This window comes from Micromonospora sp. NPDC049497, assembly GCF_044465805.1.
In the GTDB taxonomy this organism is placed as follows: Bacteria; Actinomycetota; Actinomycetes; order Mycobacteriales; family Micromonosporaceae; genus Micromonospora.
On the sequence record NZ_JBITMC010000008.1, the window covers coordinates 30,190 to 44,433 of the forward strand.

A 14,244-nucleotide genomic window follows, 5' to 3' on the forward strand; every position below is an offset into this window, starting at 1 on the left:
CGCCGCGGATGGCGACATCATGGCGTCGCGGACGGACGGCCGGAGCCGGATCGTCGCGGACCGGTGAGCGGGGGTGTGTGACGTGCAGGATGTGGCCGTCGCGCCGCAGGATGTCGGGTCGGTGGTACCGGGCCTGGCCGAGCGGGTGTGGATCAACGCGCAAGAGGCGCCGCAGGTGGTGCAGTTCGTGCGCCCGGCACCGGTGCACCGGGCCTGGCCCGGGCGGGCGCCGGTGCAGGGCGGCGACGTACCGGTGACGTGTGAGCAGTTCCGTGACGACGTGCTGACCCTGGCTCGCGGCTTCATCGCCGCGGGTGTCGGTCACGGTGACCGCATCGCGCTGATGAGCCGCACCCGGTACGAGTGGACCCTGGTGGACTACGCCCTGTGGGCGATCGGCGCGGTGACCGTACCGGTCTACGAGACCGCCAGCAGGGACCAGCTCGAGTGGATCGTGGCGGACGCCGGAGCCGTGGGCTGTGTCGTGGAGAACGCGGCGCACGCCGAGATGCTCACCGATGCGCGGGCGGGCCTGCCGGCGCTGCGTGAGGTGTGGCAGATCGACGACGGTGACCTGATCGCTCTCGCCGGGCAGGGCCGCGACATCGACGACGCCCGGGTCGAGACGCGCCGCAAGCAGGTGACCGGGGGAGACGTCGCCACGATCGTCTACACCAGCGGCACCACCGGCCGACCCAAGGGCTGCGTCCTGACCCACCGCAACATCTACTGCGACGTCACCAGCGCGGTGACGGTGCTGCCGCAGCTGCTGCATTCGGGCGCGTCGACGGTGCTGTTCCTCCCGCTCGCCCACGCGTTCGCCCGGATGATCCAGGTGGGGATGGTGCAGACCCGGGGGACGATGGTGCACAGCGCCGAGATGGTCGGTGTCCTGGAGCAGTTGCGCAGGTACCGGCCGACGTTCATCCTCGCGGTGCCGCGGGTGTGGGAGAAGGTGTACACGCGGGCCCGGCAGAAGGCCGAGGACGCGCACCGCGGGTGGCTGTTCGCCGTCGCCGACTGGGTGGCGGAGCGCCACAGCCGGGCCATGGACACCGCCCGGGGTCCCAACCTCGTGCTGCGGTTGGCGCGGCAGGTCCTCGACCTGCTGGCGTACCGCAAGCTCCGCGCAGCTCTGGGCGGACGGTGCCGGATGGCCATCGTCGGCGGTGCGCCGCTGGGTGAACGGCTGGGGCACTTCTTCCGCGGCGCCGGGATCACGGTGCTGGAGGGGTACGGGCTGACCGAGACGTCGCCGGCACTGACGACGAACCGGCCCGAAGCACAGCGCATCGGTACCGTCGGCCTCCCGTTCCCCGGGGTGGAGATCCGCATCGCCGACGACGGCGAGATCCAGGCCCGAGGCGAGGTGATCTTCCCCGGATACTGGAACAACCCGGACGCCACCCGCGCCACGTTCACCTCGGACGGGTGGTTGCGCACCGGTGACCTCGGCAGCGTCGACGCCGACGGGTTCCTGCGGGTGACCGGCCGCACGAAGGAGATCATCGTGACGGCGGCCGGCAAGAACGTCGCGCCCCCGCCGATCGAGGAGGCTGTCCGCGCCCATCCGCTGGTCAGCCAGTGCGTGCTCGTCGGCGACGGCCGCCCGTACGTGGCCGCGCTCGTCACCATCGACGAGCCGGCCTGGCAGCGCTGGCGGACACGGCACGGGCATCCCGACGCCTCGGTGGCCGACCTGCGGGACGACGCCACGCTGCGCCGGGAGATCCAGACCGCGGTGGACCGGGCCAACGAGGCGGTATCCCACCCGGAGCAGGTCAAGACGTTCCGGATCCTGCCCCGGGACCTCACCGAGGCCGACGGGGAACTCACCCCCACCCTCAAGGTCAAACGCGATGTCGTGGCGCAGCGCTACGCCGACGACATCGAGGTCCTCTACCGCGGCCACTGAGCCGGTGGAAGCGCCTAGTCTTGGGCGCATGGCGAGGTACTACGACGTGCACCCGGACAACCCCCAGCCCCGGATCGTCCGGCAGGTCGTCGACCTGATCCGGGACGGCGGCCTGGTCGCCTACCCCACGGACTCCTGCTTCGCGTTCGGCTGCCAGTTGGGCAACCGCGACGGGCTCGACCGGATCCGCGAGATCCGCCGCCTCGACGAACGGCACCACTTCACGCTGGTCTGCCGGGACTTCGCCCAACTCGGCCAGTTCGTGCACGTCAGCAACGCGGTCTTCCGGCTGGTGAAGGCGTCCACCCCCGGCAGCTATACGTTCATCCTGCCGGCCACCAAGGAGGTGCCGCGCCGGATGCTGCACCCCCGCAAGCGTACGGTCGGCGTCCGCGTGCCCGCGCACACCGTCGCCCAGGCGCTGCTCGCCGAACTCGGCGAGCCGCTGGTGTCGAGCACCCTGATCCTGCCGGGCGAGGACGAGCCGCTGACCCAGGGGTGGGAGATCAAGGAGCGGCTGGACCACCTCCTCGACGCGGTCGTCGACGCCGGCGACTGCGGAAAGGAGCCGACGACGGTGGTCGACCTGTCGCAGCCCGAGCCGGAGATCCTGCGCCGGGGAGCCGGCGACCCCTCCCGCTTCGAGTAGACCCGTCGCGGTGGGGGCGCCGGCCCCGGTGTCCGTCAGCGTTGCCTGCCCGGACCTGTCAGAAGCGCAGCCTGCGCAGGTAGCGGTAGCCGACCTCGGCCGTCTGCTGCGGCGTCACGTCGGGGGTGTCGTTCTCGACGATGTACTCCAGCACCGAGTGCTCCCGGAAGATCCGGGCGAAGTCGATCATCCCGGTGCCCAGGTCGGCCATGTCGCCGGTGGACTCGTGCCGGTCCTTGACGTGGTACTGCAGGACGCGCTGCGGCGCCGAGCGGATGACGTCCAGCGTGAAGCCCTCCGGGTCGGCCACGCCGTCGCCGGACTCGATGCCGCCGGTGACCGCCCAGTAGAGGTCGATCTCCAGGTGCACGAGCCCGGGGTCCAGCTCGGCGGTCAGGATGTCCCACGGGCGCGTGCCGCCACCGAGGTCGATGGTGAACTCGTGCGCGTGGTTGTGGTAGCCGTACCGCAGGCCGGCGGCCCGCGCGGCGGCGGCCTCGACGTTCATCTGCTCCGCCCAGCGCTTCCAGTCGTCCGCCTTGTCGGAGTTCAGGTACGGCACCACCATGAACCGCTGGCCCAGGGTGACCGCGTTCTCGATCTTCTGCTCCAGACCGGCGGAGTCGGCGCTGATCCCGTCGTGGCTGGAGCTGGGCTCGATCCCGATCCCGTCGAGGAACTGACGCAACTGCGCGGCCGTCCGACCGAAGTAGCCGAGCGCCAGCTCCACGCGCGGATACCCGATGCGGGCGAGGTGGGTGAGGGTCGCGTCGTACCCCGGCGATCCCCAGAGGGCGTCGCGGACCGTCCACAGCTGGATGCTGATCAGGCCCGGGGGTACGTGGTGCCGGCCGGTCGGCCGGATCGTCGCTCCGGCAGCCGTCGCGCCGATGCCGGATGCCAGGCCGACGCCCGCGAGCGCCGCCAGTGAACCGCGCAGCAGGCTGCGCCGGTCAACGGACTGCCGCAGCGCGGCCATCCCGTCGTGTCCGTAACACATGATGGCTTCCTTCCGTCGTTTCTACTCGGTGGGGACCAGGACGACCTGGTCGGTTCCGCTCAGGGCCGGCAGCCCGTCACCACCGGCGTCCGTGTAGGACGCGACGAACACACCGGTCAGGTTGTCGGTCGCCGGGTCGTGGCCGGACGGCACCGTCGTCTGGATGGAGCCGGTGCAGCCGGTGGCGGTGGTCTGCGGGTGCCCGTGCGTGTCGTGGCCCAGGACGTAGGTGACGCTGACCCGGGAGCAGTCGACCGGCTGGTCGTCGGTCACCCGTACCTCGAACTCCACCCGGTCGCCGAAGGCGAAGGCCTGGCCGTCGCCCGGCCTGACCAGCTCCACCACGGGCGCGGCGTTGCCGACGACGACCCGGACCGAGGCGGAGGCCGACAGTCCCTGCGGGTCGCTCACCAGGAGCGTGGCGTGGTAGAGCCCGTTCTCCCGGTAGGTGAACGTCGGGTTCGCCGCGCGGGAGTCAACCTTGCCGTCGTTGTCGAAGTCCCACGCGTACCGGAGTCGGTCCCCGTCGTAGTCGGCGGTGCCGTCGCTGGAGAACGCGACGGTCAGCGGCGCCAGCCCGGCGGTGGGCGTCGCCGAGACCTGGGGAACCGGGGTGTGGTTGCCCGTCCAGCCGGTGTAGTCGATCCGGGCCAGTTGGGCGTCCGGGTTCTCGCTGAAGAAGCCGTCGCCGTACTCCAGCACGTAGAGCGCGCCGTCCGGGCCGAACTCCATGTCCATCGGGTTGTCGACGGTGAGCGAGGGGAGCACCGGCTCGATCCCGGTCAGGTCGCCGCCGGCGTCCAGCCGGAAGCCCTTCACGTAGTCCCGGGTCCACTCGTGGAACAGCGCCATGCCGTCGTAGTACGCCGGCCACGCCACCGGGGCGCGTCCCCGCGTCGTCGGGCGGGAGAACTGGTACGCCGGCCCGGCCATCGGGCCGATGCCGCCGGTGCCCAGCTCGGGGAACTGCGCCGAGGGACCGTAGGAGTACCACACCTGCGGCTGCTCCACCGGCGGCAGTTGCCGCAGGCCGGTGTTGTGCGGTGACTCGTTGACCGGCGCGGCGCAGTCGAACGGCGCCCCGGACGCTCCGGTGGCGAAGTCGTAGTCCACGTACGGCAGTTGCGCCGTGGCGCAGTAGGGCCAGCCGTAGTTGCCGGCCTCGCGGGCGGCGAACCACTTGCCGTGCCCGGCCGGGCCACGCGACGGGTCGGGATCGCCCGCGTCCGGCGAGTAGTCCGCGACGTACAGCTCGTCGGTCTCGCGGTTCAGTTCGATCCGGAAGGGGTTGCGCAGACCCATCAGGTAGATCTCGGGCCGGGTGCCGGCCGTGCCCTCGAGGAAGAGGTTGCCGTCCGGGATGCGGTACGACCCGTCGGCGCCCACCCGGATGCGCAGGATCTTGCCGCGCAGGTCGTTGGTGTTGGCCGAGGTGCGCTGCGCGTCGTACGCGGGGTTGCGGCCGGGCCGCTCGTCGATGGGTGTGTAGCCACCGGACTCGAAGGGGTTGGTGTCGTCACCGGTGGACAGGTACAGGTTGCCCGCGGAGTCGAAGACGATGTCGCCGCCGACGTGGCAACAGATGCCCCGGTCGACCGGGACGTCCAGGATCCGCTGCTCGGTGGTGAGGTCCAGCCTGTCCTTCACGAACCGGAACCGGGAGAGCCGGATGACCCCCTCGAACGGCGCGAAGTCCGCCGGGGTTCCCCAGGCCGGCGCGTCACCCTCGTTGACTCCGGGCGTGGACGGGTCGTCGACGGGGGTGTCCTGCGGAGGTGAGTAGTACAGGTAGACCCAGTTGTTGCCGGCCCTGCCGAAGTTCGGGTCGATCGCGACGTTCTGCAGGCCCTCCTCGTCGTGCCGGTAGACGTCCAGGGTCGCGGCGAGGGTGTTGCGGCCGGTGCCCGGGTCGTGCAGCCAGACCTCACCGGGACGCGTCACGTGCAGCACCCGGCTGTCGGGCAGCACGGCGAGGTCCATCGGCTCGCCCGGGTTGTCGTTGAGGGTCACCTTCTGGAAGTCGCTGTCCGGCGGCGCGCTGCCGGGTGCGGCCGTCGAGACGGTGGGGGTGGTGACGAGCGCCAGGCTCGTCAGACCCGCTACGGCGAGCGCGAGTCGTTTCTTCATCTGCCTCTCCTTGTCACTGATCGGGCAGTTCGGGGAGTACGGCACTTCCTCCTTTGCCGGTGGTGTCGGTCGCCGGGCACGGCTGAGCCGCCCAGCGCCGGGCGAAGCACTGGGTAGGGGACGGGTGACGGGTCAGGTGTCGGCTGCGGTTCCTGGTCCGGCGGGACGGTCAACCAGCCGAAACGCCTTCATGTGGCCGACGCTACAAAAGGCATGTCCACATGTCCATACCTTTCATCGATATAGGAGCAACTTTCGTTTACTGACAACGAAAGTTGGGATGAGACTGCCGGTGGGGTTGCGGTCCTAGGCCAGCGAGACGGCGATCTCGATCGCCTCCGGCTTGGTGACCTGGCCTTCCAGCCGGTAGCTCACGCCGCCCTCCTGCCAGATGAGCGTCGAGGCGGCGAGGCGGGCGGTCTCCACGCGTACCGTGCCCGTTCGATCCACGTAGCTGACCGGGTGCGGGCCGCCGATCCAGACGGCCACGTCACCGTCGAACTCCACCCAGTCGATCCCCGGCCCGTTGGCCTGCTTCTGGAAGACCGGGTCGAGACGACCGTCGAAGGCGTCGACGCGCAGCGTGCCGCCGCGATAGAGCAGCGTCGCGACCCGGTAGGTACCGGTCCCGTCGGGGTCGGCGACCAGCACCTGCTCCGGCGGGCCCAGTTGGGCCGGCAGGCGGATCGGGAAGCGCACCATCCGCTGCGCCTCGTCGAGGGCGGCCGGCTGCTGCCCCGGCAACGGCGACGGCGACCCGGTGGGACGCGCCGTGTCCGGCGACGTGGCGATGACGATCCCGGCGAAGCGCAGCAGCCCCGTCACGGCATCGGCGAGTGCGGCCCGCCCCGGCGGCAGCACCGCGACGACCAGCGCGACCAGCGCCGCCGCCGCGTAGTAGCGCCACCGGCGTCGCCGGCGCGCGCCCAGCCGCGCCCGTACCCGGGCGGCGACGTCGGGCGCGTCGGGCGTCTCCAGCCACGCGGAGAGCCCGCGCAGCTCCCGGTCGAGGTCATCCACGGTGGACCTCCTCGAGGTCCAGCAGGCCGCGGAGCTTCACCAGGGCCCGCGACGTCCGCGACTTCACCGTGCCCCGGGGCCATCCCAGCATCGTCACGGTCTCCTCCTCGCTGAGGTCGAGGAAGAACCGGCAGACGATCACCTCGCGGTCCTTCACCGGCAGCAGGCGCAGGGCCCGGACCAGCGCGGTGCGGCGCTCGGCGGCGAGAACCGAGCCGACCGCCCCGTCCTCGGCGACCTCCGACTCCGGGTTCGCCGCCGCGGCCCGCAGCACGAGACCGTCCCGCCGACTGCGCGACCGGTGCAGGTTGCGGGTCTCGTTGGCCACGATCGCCAGCAGCCAGGCGCGGAAGGACGACTCTCCCCGATAGCGGGACAGCTTCCGGTATCCCTTCACGAACGCCTCCTGGATGACGTCCTCCGCGTCGGAACCGGCGCCGAGCAGCGCCGCGGTCCGGTACGCGGACGCGGTGTGCCGGGCGACCAGGAGTTCGTACGCCTCCAGGTCACCTGCCCGAGCGCGGGTGACGAACTCCTCGTCGTCCAGTGCGCACCTCCGGTTGGACCACCCTCATGACACCGCCCGGCCCGCCCCGGTTCCACCCGCGCGGAGAGGGAACCCGGCCGGGGCCGGCGGTGTCATCCGGACATGATGGCCAACAACCCGATCTCGCGTCGTACCCTCCTGACCGTGCTCGCCGGCAGCGGCGCCACCGCGCTGGTCGGCTGCGATCCCGGACGGAGCCCGAGCGCCGCCCCCGCCGCCCCGGTCCCCGATCCGCTGCTCGTCGAGGTCGACGGCGGGCTCGGCGTCCTGCGCGGCACCGACCGGCAGACGATGCCGCACTCCGTCGCCACCGCCGACGGGCTCGCCGTCTTCGCGACCGCGCCCGAGGGCGCCGACACCGCCCTCTGGCGGATCGACACCGCCACCGGCCGCGCGTCGGCCCGGGTAACCCTGCCCGGACGCTGGGTGCCGCAGACCGTCTCCACCACCGGTACGACGGTCGCCCTCACGTCGACCGCGGTGCACGTCACCACGGGACGCCCGGACGGCCGCGAGGTGACCCCGGTGCTGATCGCCGACGAGACCGGGGTGCGGCACCGGCTAAATCTGCGCGGCAACTTCGTACCGGAGACCTTCACCGAGGACCTCGGCGGACTGTTCGTCCTGGAGTGGCTCCCGGCGACCGCGCCGGACCGCTACCGGGTCCGCGTCGTCGACCTCGCCACCAGGAAGCCCGGCCCGCTCTCCACCCGCAACAAGGTGCCGGTGCCGCCCGGCGCCGAGGAGGAGATGCGCGGCGACGGACGCCAGGCCGTGCTCTCCCCGAACCGCCGCACCCTCTACACGCTCTACACCCACCAGCCCGACCACCGGCACACCCGCGACCTGGTCAGCGGCCGACCCGGCAACGTGCACGCGTTCGTCCACACGCTGAGCCTCGGCGAGCGGTGGGCGTACTGCATCGACCTGCCGCACCCCTTCGGGGAGGCGCCCGCCGGCGGCCACGCCATGGCGATCACCCCCGACGGGAGCCGCCTGTTCGTCGCCGACGTCACCTCGGGCACCGTCGCGGAGATCTCCACCGAGGACCTCACCGTACGCCGGACGGCCACCGTGCCCGGCGGCACCGGCACCGCCCACGCCGCCGCCGACCGCGACCGCCTGGTCATCGCCGCCGACCGGACGGTACGCACACTGGACCTCACGCGCCTCGGCGTCGTCGCCGACCGGACCGTCGGTGAACCGGTCACCGGTCTCGTGTTCAGCGCCGACGGGCAGCGTCTGTACGTGGGCCAGACCGATGCGGTGAGCTGGCACGACGCGGGTAGCGGTGCGGAACTCGGCCGGGTTGCCGTACCGGGTCTGGTGGCTCTGCACGGATTGGCCGGGCGCGCCTGAGCCTGCTCAGGCGGTGAGCAGGCTGCGGAGTCGCTCGTCGAGGCTGATGAGCCGCCGCAATGACGAGGGTGCGTCGGTGGCGAGGGTCCGGACGGCGTGCATGATGTCGTGCCGCAGATCGATCAGCGGAGCCGACACCTCGCTCTCCCACCGTCCGGCGCTGTAGGTTCCGAAAGCACCGCGCAGGGCCTCCGTCTTCTTCACCACCTTCAACAGGTCCGTGAAGTCCATCGCCGCGACGATGTCGGCGACGACGTCGTCGCGTGCCTCCGTGTCGAGTCGGTCCCGGATCCGTTGCTGGCGGGTCTGCGGCAGCAGCGCCAACGCCTTCTCCTGGTCGGGGAAGTGCCCCCGCGTCCGTTCGGCCAGCTCGAGTTCCAGCGCACTGACCAGAAGGTAGAAGTAGGTGCGTCCGGGCTGCTTGTTGAGGTCGGCCGGGCTGACGATCCCGACGATGTCGTGCCCGTCGACGACGAACAGAAACTCGGCGCGGCGCAGGGCCGACAGGAGGGTGGCCAACGGCGTGTCGCCTGCGATGACCCGCGTGGCGGTCAGTGGGCGGATGTACGCGGACAGCGCGCCGTCCCGGTCAAGGAGGTCCGCGCGGTGGACATAGCCGCAGATCTCGCCGTCACGGGTGACGGGCGCGAAGTCGAAGCCATGCTCGGTCAGAGCCTGGGCGACGTCCGGGGCAGGCGTGTCGACGCCGTAGCAGAGGACTCGGGCGATCGGCGTCTGCAGGTGGCGAGTGCGGATAGCCGTCGCGATGTCATCGGAGTGCGCCAAGATCATGACGACAGTGTGCTCGCCGCGCCGTCCCTGTCGACGACCGGGGTGATCTCGACAGGGACGGAACGCCACCCCCTTACCGTTCGGAGGCGGTCGCGCCCACCGCCTCCTCCCCGAAGAGCGCCCGGACCGCCGCCAGGACCTCCTGGGGATCGTTGGCCATCGTCGTACGTGCCTGGGCGAGCAGCGTCTCGATGTCGACGTGCCGCTGCCGGTCCAGGTCGGCCAACAACTGCTCGACCGTCGGCACCGCCCGCTCGCCGACCAGGGCCCGGGCCGGCGGCCGGAGGTCCATGAGGTGGCAGAGCAGCCGCAGCGGGCGATGCCCGTACACCCGCGTTGCGCTGGGCAGGGTGGAGAAGCCGTACGTGCGCAGCCGGGTCACCGCACCGTCGAGCAGTGGACTGGCCCAGTGCGCGTTGTCGAACAGACTGATCGAGGACGCCTCGGGCAGCCGCAGGCCATGGAGGACCTGGGCCACCCCTCGCCGGGCAGGGTCGGCGACGACGAACACGTGCGGCGAGATGCGGCTGCGGTGGAACACGTCCGACCAGGCGCGCCGGGGCTTCGACGCGTTCACGGGGCGGCCGCGCCCAGGACGCCACCGAAGAACATCAGAAAGGTGAAGCCGATCATCGGGCCGACGAAGACGTAGCCCAGGACCAGACCGGCGACCGCCATGCCGTGGCCCGACCTCGTACCGTCGCGGGTCTCCCGCATGGCCACGTGGCCGAGGATCACGGCGAGGACGCACGGCAGGCCGAACAGACACCAGCCGCCGAGCACGCCGAAGATCCCGAGCACCAGCGACGCGGTCGCCAGGCCCGACGTGAGCGGCGGCCGCACCGACGGCGCGGGGACGAGCGGGTACGGCGGGGTGGGCTGGTGGTACGTCACCGGGACTCACCCCACGAACGGCCGGCGGCGCGCAGGTGGGTGACGAGCATGTCAACCGGGATGCCCAGCACGGAGGCCAGCAACGTCAACGGCTCGGGGTGCCCCTTGGCGGTCATCTCGTCGAAGATGTCCAGCAGGCCGCGCAGCCGGGCGTCGGTCTCGCCGGGGCCGGCGGGCAGCTCGGCGATCCGCCGCTCCACGTACCGTCGCGTGACGATCTGGTGGTCCGGACTCTGGTTCATGGTGCGTGTCTCCCCGCGATGGAATGTGGATGTGGTTAAAGGGGGGTGGCGTGCCAGTCGCGCAGGAACGCGTCGACCAGGGCCTGCGCCCGCGGGCGTACGTCGAAGGACTCGTCGAGCTGCCGGCGTGCCATGTGCGACAGACCGTCGGCGGCCTCGTTGAGCGCGTGGCCGCTGTGCCCCTTCACGTGGGCGAAGGACAGATCCGGCCGCCGGCTCACCAGCTCCGCCAGCCGGACGAGGGTGGGTTGGGGCGCCGACCGGCGCGGGCGCAGGCTGTAGCCGCTCGGCATCGCCTCGGTCCGGCCGGCCTGCCAGCGGTTCAGGTACCGCAGGGCGGTCAGGTTGTCCACCAGCACGGTCATCCCGGCCGGTACCTCGTCGTATCCGGAGAACAGGAAGTCGACCGCCCGCAGCTCGTTGATCAGCACCCGGGAGACGCCGGTTGGATCCAGCGGGCCGGTACCGCGGCCGCGCAGGCCGTAGTGGCCGTCACTGACGACGTACGCGATGCCGCCCGTGCGCCCCTTCCAGCTCGCGTCGGTCGCGGCGACCAGCGGCGCGGACGTCCCCGCCCAGCGGCCGACCCGGCCGCGACCGCGCTGCTCGTCCGACGGCGGTCGGCACGCCGAGCCATGCCCCGCGGCCTGCTGTTCGGCTGCGTCGAGTAGGTGCCGCGCCGAGTCGAGCTCGTCCCAGTGCGCGGCGGTGAGGGCCAGCCGCACGGCGTCGCCGATCCGCTGGCAGTGCGCGCAGCGGGTCGGCCGGGCGTAGAGGCGCAACGCGACCGCGCGCTCGTGCAAGGGGGCGGGAAGCCGGTCCAGGGCGCGCAGGAACTCATCGGGACGCACGACGCCTCCTGACGTCTCGAAGGGGGTGGGGGAGGGGCGCCGGGCGAGGGAGTGCGCTCGCCTCGGCGCTGTCGAGCTGATGTCGCAGACGGATCAGGCGTTCCCTGGTCCTGTCGAGCTGCCCCGTTCGTGAGACCGGAGGCGTCAGCCGACGTCAGAGGACCTTGATCGAGGCGACCATGAGGAGCGGCACGGTGGTCTCGCCACCGATCTGGGTTTCGTAGCTGTGCGAGCCGAGCACGGTGACGTTCGCCCGGAAGATGTCGTCCTCGACCAGGTTCTCGAGGTCGTCGGAGCCGCCGCTGAGGATCGTGTTGGTCTCGTAGTCGTAATCTTCGGCCATCCGCTTGTGTGCGACGTCCGCGCGGAATGTGTCGACACCGGTCGCGGCGTCGAACTGGGTGACCCGGCCGAAGACCACATAGGTCTTGCCGATGTAGGCGTCCGGGTTCTTGGCGATGAGCTTCCACTCCCGCTCGCTCAACGTCTTGTAGGACGGCGGCTTCGGCTTCGGCGGGGGAGTGGTCTTCGTGGGCGACGGCGCTGCGGTGGTTGGCGCAGCCGTCGTGGGGGCAGCGGTGGTCGGCGCTGCCGTGGTCGGCGCGCTGCTCGGCGACGCCGAGCTGCTCACGCTGGCAGCCGGCTCAGCACCATCGGCGGCGAGCGCGCCGATGGCCACCCCGGCGGTGAGGGCGATGACGAGGGCAATGGCGCCAACGGCCCAGACCTGCGCGTTGGAGCGCTTCGTCGGGCTGGCGGCGTCGACCGGGGTGTTCGCCGGTGGCCCGGTCGTTTCCGACTGCGGTGCGTCGGCGCCGGAGGGCGGAGCGGGGTCGTGCGGCGACGTGTGCGGCTCCTGCGGTGGCGGTGACTGGGGAACAGCCTGCGGGTCCGGCTGGAACTCGGGCTGGGTCATGGTTGTTCCTTCTTTGTCTGGTGGCTGGGTTGACGCCCGAGCCGAAGGGGCGGTGTGGCTGGGAGGGCCTGAACGGGTGAGATCGGCGGCATCGTGGCGATCGGCGGTAGCGCTGATCGGCAGCGATTCAGGCGGGTGGGATTCCGACGACCTCGACCTCGACGCCCTCGTTGCGCAGCGACTTCATCGCCCGGTAGAGCGCGACCTGGGCGAAGGTGAAGAGCGTGTCGACGGTGACGGTCCGGCCCGCGCTGAGCGCGATGGCGTAGACCACTTTCGTGGGACGGAAGCCCGGGTCGAGGTTGCGCCCGTTCGGCTGTTGGCGCACCACCTCGATGAGCCTGGTGCGCGCGTCCTCCTCGTAGCGCAGCGCGTCGACGGAGGCGAGGCCCTGAGCGAAAAGATGGCTCAGTGGGGAGGTGCCAGACGCCCGCTTGACGTGGATCAGCTCGCCGTCGGGGCCGAGGAGGTCGCAGGCCTCGATGCCGTGTCGATGCTGCGCCGTGCGCAGCAGCTTCTTGTCGAGCAGCACGAGCCGCGGGTCACGGGAGGCAGCCGCACGGTTGTAGGCGTCCTCATTGACGAGGTCGGGCGTCCAGGGCGGCAGCACGACGTCGGACGACCGAGCCAGGATCTCGGCGATCTCCTGCCGCAGGAACTCGCGATGCTGGTCGCCGATCTCGTACCAGGCACCCTCGTGCAGCAGCAGGTGGCTGGGACCGACGGGCACCTCCGCGGTGATCCAGCGGGAAACCGGCGTCGACACCATCTCGTCGGTTCCGCCCGTGTCCGCGAAGAGCGCCACCTTCCCGTTGCGCAGGCCGGCCCAGCGGTCACCCTCCAGCGCCCCGTTCGTGTGGGAGAGGATGACCGCCAGGTCCAGCTCCGCCGCCAGGGTCGGCCCCTGTCCGGACTTCGGGATCTGGATCCGGTACCGCTCGACGTGCTCGATGTCCGCGACGAGGTCGCCGGGCACGGCCACGCCCAGGTCGGGCGGGTCGGCCAGCGCGAGCCGCTGATCGAGGGTGTCAATGAGTTCCGGCACCCGGGGGTCGGATGCCGGTACGGGGCGGATCTGCGTGATGAACTCCAGGTCGGCCAGGGGAGACTCCTGCTGGCAGACCCGCTCGATCTCCCGCAGATCGGTAAGGAGCCCGTCGGGCTCGACGCAGAGATGGATGCGCAGTGCCTCGCCGCCGTCGACCCTTGCCGGCTTGCCGGTACGGCGGCAGACCGTCAGCCGAGGGTTGTCCGTACGGCCGCACACCTGGCCGACGATCTCGCCCCACTTGTCGATGCCGTACATCCGGATCGGCTGACCGGCGGGGACCAGGCTGCGGTCCACCCGTCCATTGGCGCCGACGACCCGGCGGCGAACCTGCCGGATGTCGCTCGGCACCAGTGCGCGGACGACGAAGGACACGCCGAAGGTCCGGTCGATCGCCTCCTGCTCGACCATGAAGCGGCCCAGGGTCCCGTAGGTGAGGGCGTAGGCGCACTCGTCGACGGCCAGGAAGAGCGCCCCGCCGCCGCTGCTGTACCCCAGGTCGACATCCTCGCCGGTGAGCCCGGCGAGGATGTCGCACCACTCCGCCCGCTCGCGCGGCAACGAGCCCTGTACGAGCAGCGCCGGCGCGCCGGCGACCTGCCGTTCGACTGCCTCGAAGCCGCTCTCCCGCAGATAGGGGGCGTTGAGCGACTCCCTTAGACCGTCCGAGGTCGCGGGCACCCGGAGGCGATAGACGCTGGTCGGGTAGGTGCCGGGCGGGGTCGGGGGCATGGGGCTGTCGAAGAGGGTGGGGTGTTCCGGGCCAGGCCGGCGGCGGTCCTTCCGGTTGGCCGCGCGGGTGCTGGAGTCGGGCGGGATCCCGTTCGTCGCACTGCGCATCTCGATCTCCTCGCGTAGAGATTCGTGCTGGCGGTTGTGCGGTG

The 14,244-nt window shown here is 71.4% G+C and carries 14 protein-coding genes; 3 read left to right on the top strand and 11 right to left on the bottom strand.

Translation table 11 applies throughout. The features are described 5' to 3' along the window. Positions 1–82: 82 nt before the first annotated feature. Both ACIBR0_RS13745 and ACIBR0_RS13750 read left to right on the top strand, forming a co-directional pair. Positions 83–1,915, top strand: a complete 1,833-nt coding sequence (locus ACIBR0_RS13745) for an AMP-dependent synthetase/ligase (RefSeq protein ID WP_396715402.1) — start codon at positions 83–85, stop codon at positions 1,913–1,915. Between the two features lie 28 nt (positions 1,916–1,943). Next, positions 1,944–2,564 carry an L-threonylcarbamoyladenylate synthase gene (locus tag ACIBR0_RS13750; RefSeq protein ID WP_396715404.1) on the top strand — a complete coding sequence of 207 codons (621 nt, stop codon included), beginning with the start codon at positions 1,944–1,946 and terminating at the stop codon, positions 2,562–2,564. Between the two features lie 58 nt (positions 2,565–2,622). Here ACIBR0_RS13750 and ACIBR0_RS13755 read toward each other — a convergent pair whose 3' ends face one another. The 4 genes from ACIBR0_RS13755 to ACIBR0_RS13770 form a co-directional block, all read right to left on the bottom strand. Continuing rightward, entirely contained in the window at positions 2,623–3,564 is a 942-nt protein-coding gene (locus tag ACIBR0_RS13755) for a TIM barrel protein (protein WP_396715406.1), read from the bottom strand. Positions 3,565–3,585: 21 nt separating this feature from the next. After that, entirely contained in the window at positions 3,586–5,691 is a 2,106-nt protein-coding gene (locus ACIBR0_RS13760; RefSeq protein ID WP_396715408.1) for a PQQ-dependent sugar dehydrogenase, read from the bottom strand. A 306-nt stretch (positions 5,692–5,997) separates the two neighbouring features. After that, positions 5,998–6,711 carry a hypothetical protein gene (locus ACIBR0_RS13765; protein ID WP_396715410.1) on the bottom strand — a complete coding sequence of 238 codons (714 nt, stop codon included), beginning with the start codon at positions 6,709–6,711 and terminating at the stop codon, positions 5,998–6,000. Then, positions 6,704–7,258: an RNA polymerase sigma factor gene (locus ACIBR0_RS13770; protein WP_396715778.1), complete on the bottom strand. Its 555-nt coding sequence runs from the start codon at positions 7,256–7,258 to the stop codon at positions 6,704–6,706. Before ACIBR0_RS13770 ends, ACIBR0_RS13765 begins: the two co-directional genes overlap by 8 nt. 102 nt (positions 7,259–7,360) lie before the next feature. On the opposite strand from ACIBR0_RS13770, the gene ACIBR0_RS13775 reads away from it, so the two are divergent. Then, a complete protein-coding gene (locus ACIBR0_RS13775; RefSeq protein WP_396715412.1) occupies positions 7,361–8,617 on the top strand; it encodes a YncE family protein in 1,257 nt (418 codons plus the stop codon). A 6-nt stretch (positions 8,618–8,623) separates the two neighbouring features. Here the strand turns inward: ACIBR0_RS13775 and ACIBR0_RS13780 are convergent, their stop codons facing one another. The 7 genes from ACIBR0_RS13780 to ACIBR0_RS13810 form a co-directional block, all read right to left on the bottom strand. Continuing rightward, a complete protein-coding gene (locus ACIBR0_RS13780) occupies positions 8,624–9,409 on the bottom strand; it encodes a CBS domain-containing protein (RefSeq protein ID WP_396715414.1) in 786 nt (261 codons plus the stop codon). A 73-nt stretch (positions 9,410–9,482) separates the two neighbouring features. Beyond that, positions 9,483–9,986: a hypothetical protein gene (locus ACIBR0_RS13785; protein ID WP_396715416.1), complete on the bottom strand. Its 504-nt coding sequence runs from the start codon at positions 9,984–9,986 to the stop codon at positions 9,483–9,485. Beyond that, the gene (locus ACIBR0_RS13790; protein ID WP_396715418.1) at positions 9,983–10,303 is read right to left on the bottom strand and encodes a DUF4190 domain-containing protein; all 321 of its coding nucleotides are present in this window, start codon (positions 10,301–10,303) and stop codon (positions 9,983–9,985) included. Before ACIBR0_RS13790 ends, ACIBR0_RS13785 begins: the two co-directional genes overlap by 4 nt. Continuing rightward, positions 10,300–10,545 (bottom strand): hypothetical protein, encoded by a 246-nt coding sequence (locus tag ACIBR0_RS13795; RefSeq protein ID WP_396715420.1) that lies wholly within the window; start codon positions 10,543–10,545, stop codon positions 10,300–10,302. Before ACIBR0_RS13795 ends, ACIBR0_RS13790 begins: the two co-directional genes overlap by 4 nt. A gap of 35 nt (positions 10,546–10,580) precedes the next feature. Continuing rightward, a complete protein-coding gene (locus ACIBR0_RS13800) occupies positions 10,581–11,396 on the bottom strand; it encodes a ribonuclease HI (protein WP_396715422.1) in 816 nt (271 codons plus the stop codon). A 154-nt stretch (positions 11,397–11,550) separates the two neighbouring features. Further along, on the bottom strand, positions 11,551–12,312 hold the full coding sequence (locus ACIBR0_RS13805; RefSeq protein WP_396715424.1) for a hypothetical protein: 762 nt from the start codon (positions 12,310–12,312) through the stop codon (positions 11,551–11,553). A 127-nt stretch (positions 12,313–12,439) separates the two neighbouring features. Continuing rightward, positions 12,440–14,200: a DUF6119 family protein gene (locus tag ACIBR0_RS13810; RefSeq protein ID WP_396715426.1), complete on the bottom strand. Its 1,761-nt coding sequence runs from the start codon at positions 14,198–14,200 to the stop codon at positions 12,440–12,442. Between the last annotated feature and the right edge of the window lie 44 nt (positions 14,201–14,244).

Coding starts and splice junctions, on each gene's coding strand:
- ACIBR0_RS13750 (WP_396715404.1), top strand. CDS start 1,944: ATGGCGAGGTACTACGACGTGCACCCGGACAACCCCCAGCCCCGGATC.
- ACIBR0_RS13755 (WP_396715406.1), bottom strand. CDS start 3,564: ATGTGTTACGGACACGACGGGATGGCCGCGCTGCGGCAGTCCGTTGAC.
- ACIBR0_RS13760 (WP_396715408.1), bottom strand. CDS start 5,691: ATGAAGAAACGACTCGCGCTCGCCGTAGCGGGTCTGACGAGCCTGGCG.
- ACIBR0_RS13775 (WP_396715412.1), top strand. CDS start 7,361: ATGATGGCCAACAACCCGATCTCGCGTCGTACCCTCCTGACCGTGCTC.
- ACIBR0_RS13780 (WP_396715414.1), bottom strand. CDS start 9,409: ATGATCTTGGCGCACTCCGATGACATCGCGACGGCTATCCGCACTCGC.
- ACIBR0_RS13795 (WP_396715420.1), bottom strand. CDS start 10,545: ATGAACCAGAGTCCGGACCACCAGATCGTCACGCGACGGTACGTGGAG.
- ACIBR0_RS13805 (WP_396715424.1), bottom strand. CDS start 12,312: ATGACCCAGCCCGAGTTCCAGCCGGACCCGCAGGCTGTTCCCCAGTCA.
- ACIBR0_RS13810 (WP_396715426.1), bottom strand. CDS start 14,200: ATGCGCAGTGCGACGAACGGGATCCCGCCCGACTCCAGCACCCGCGCG.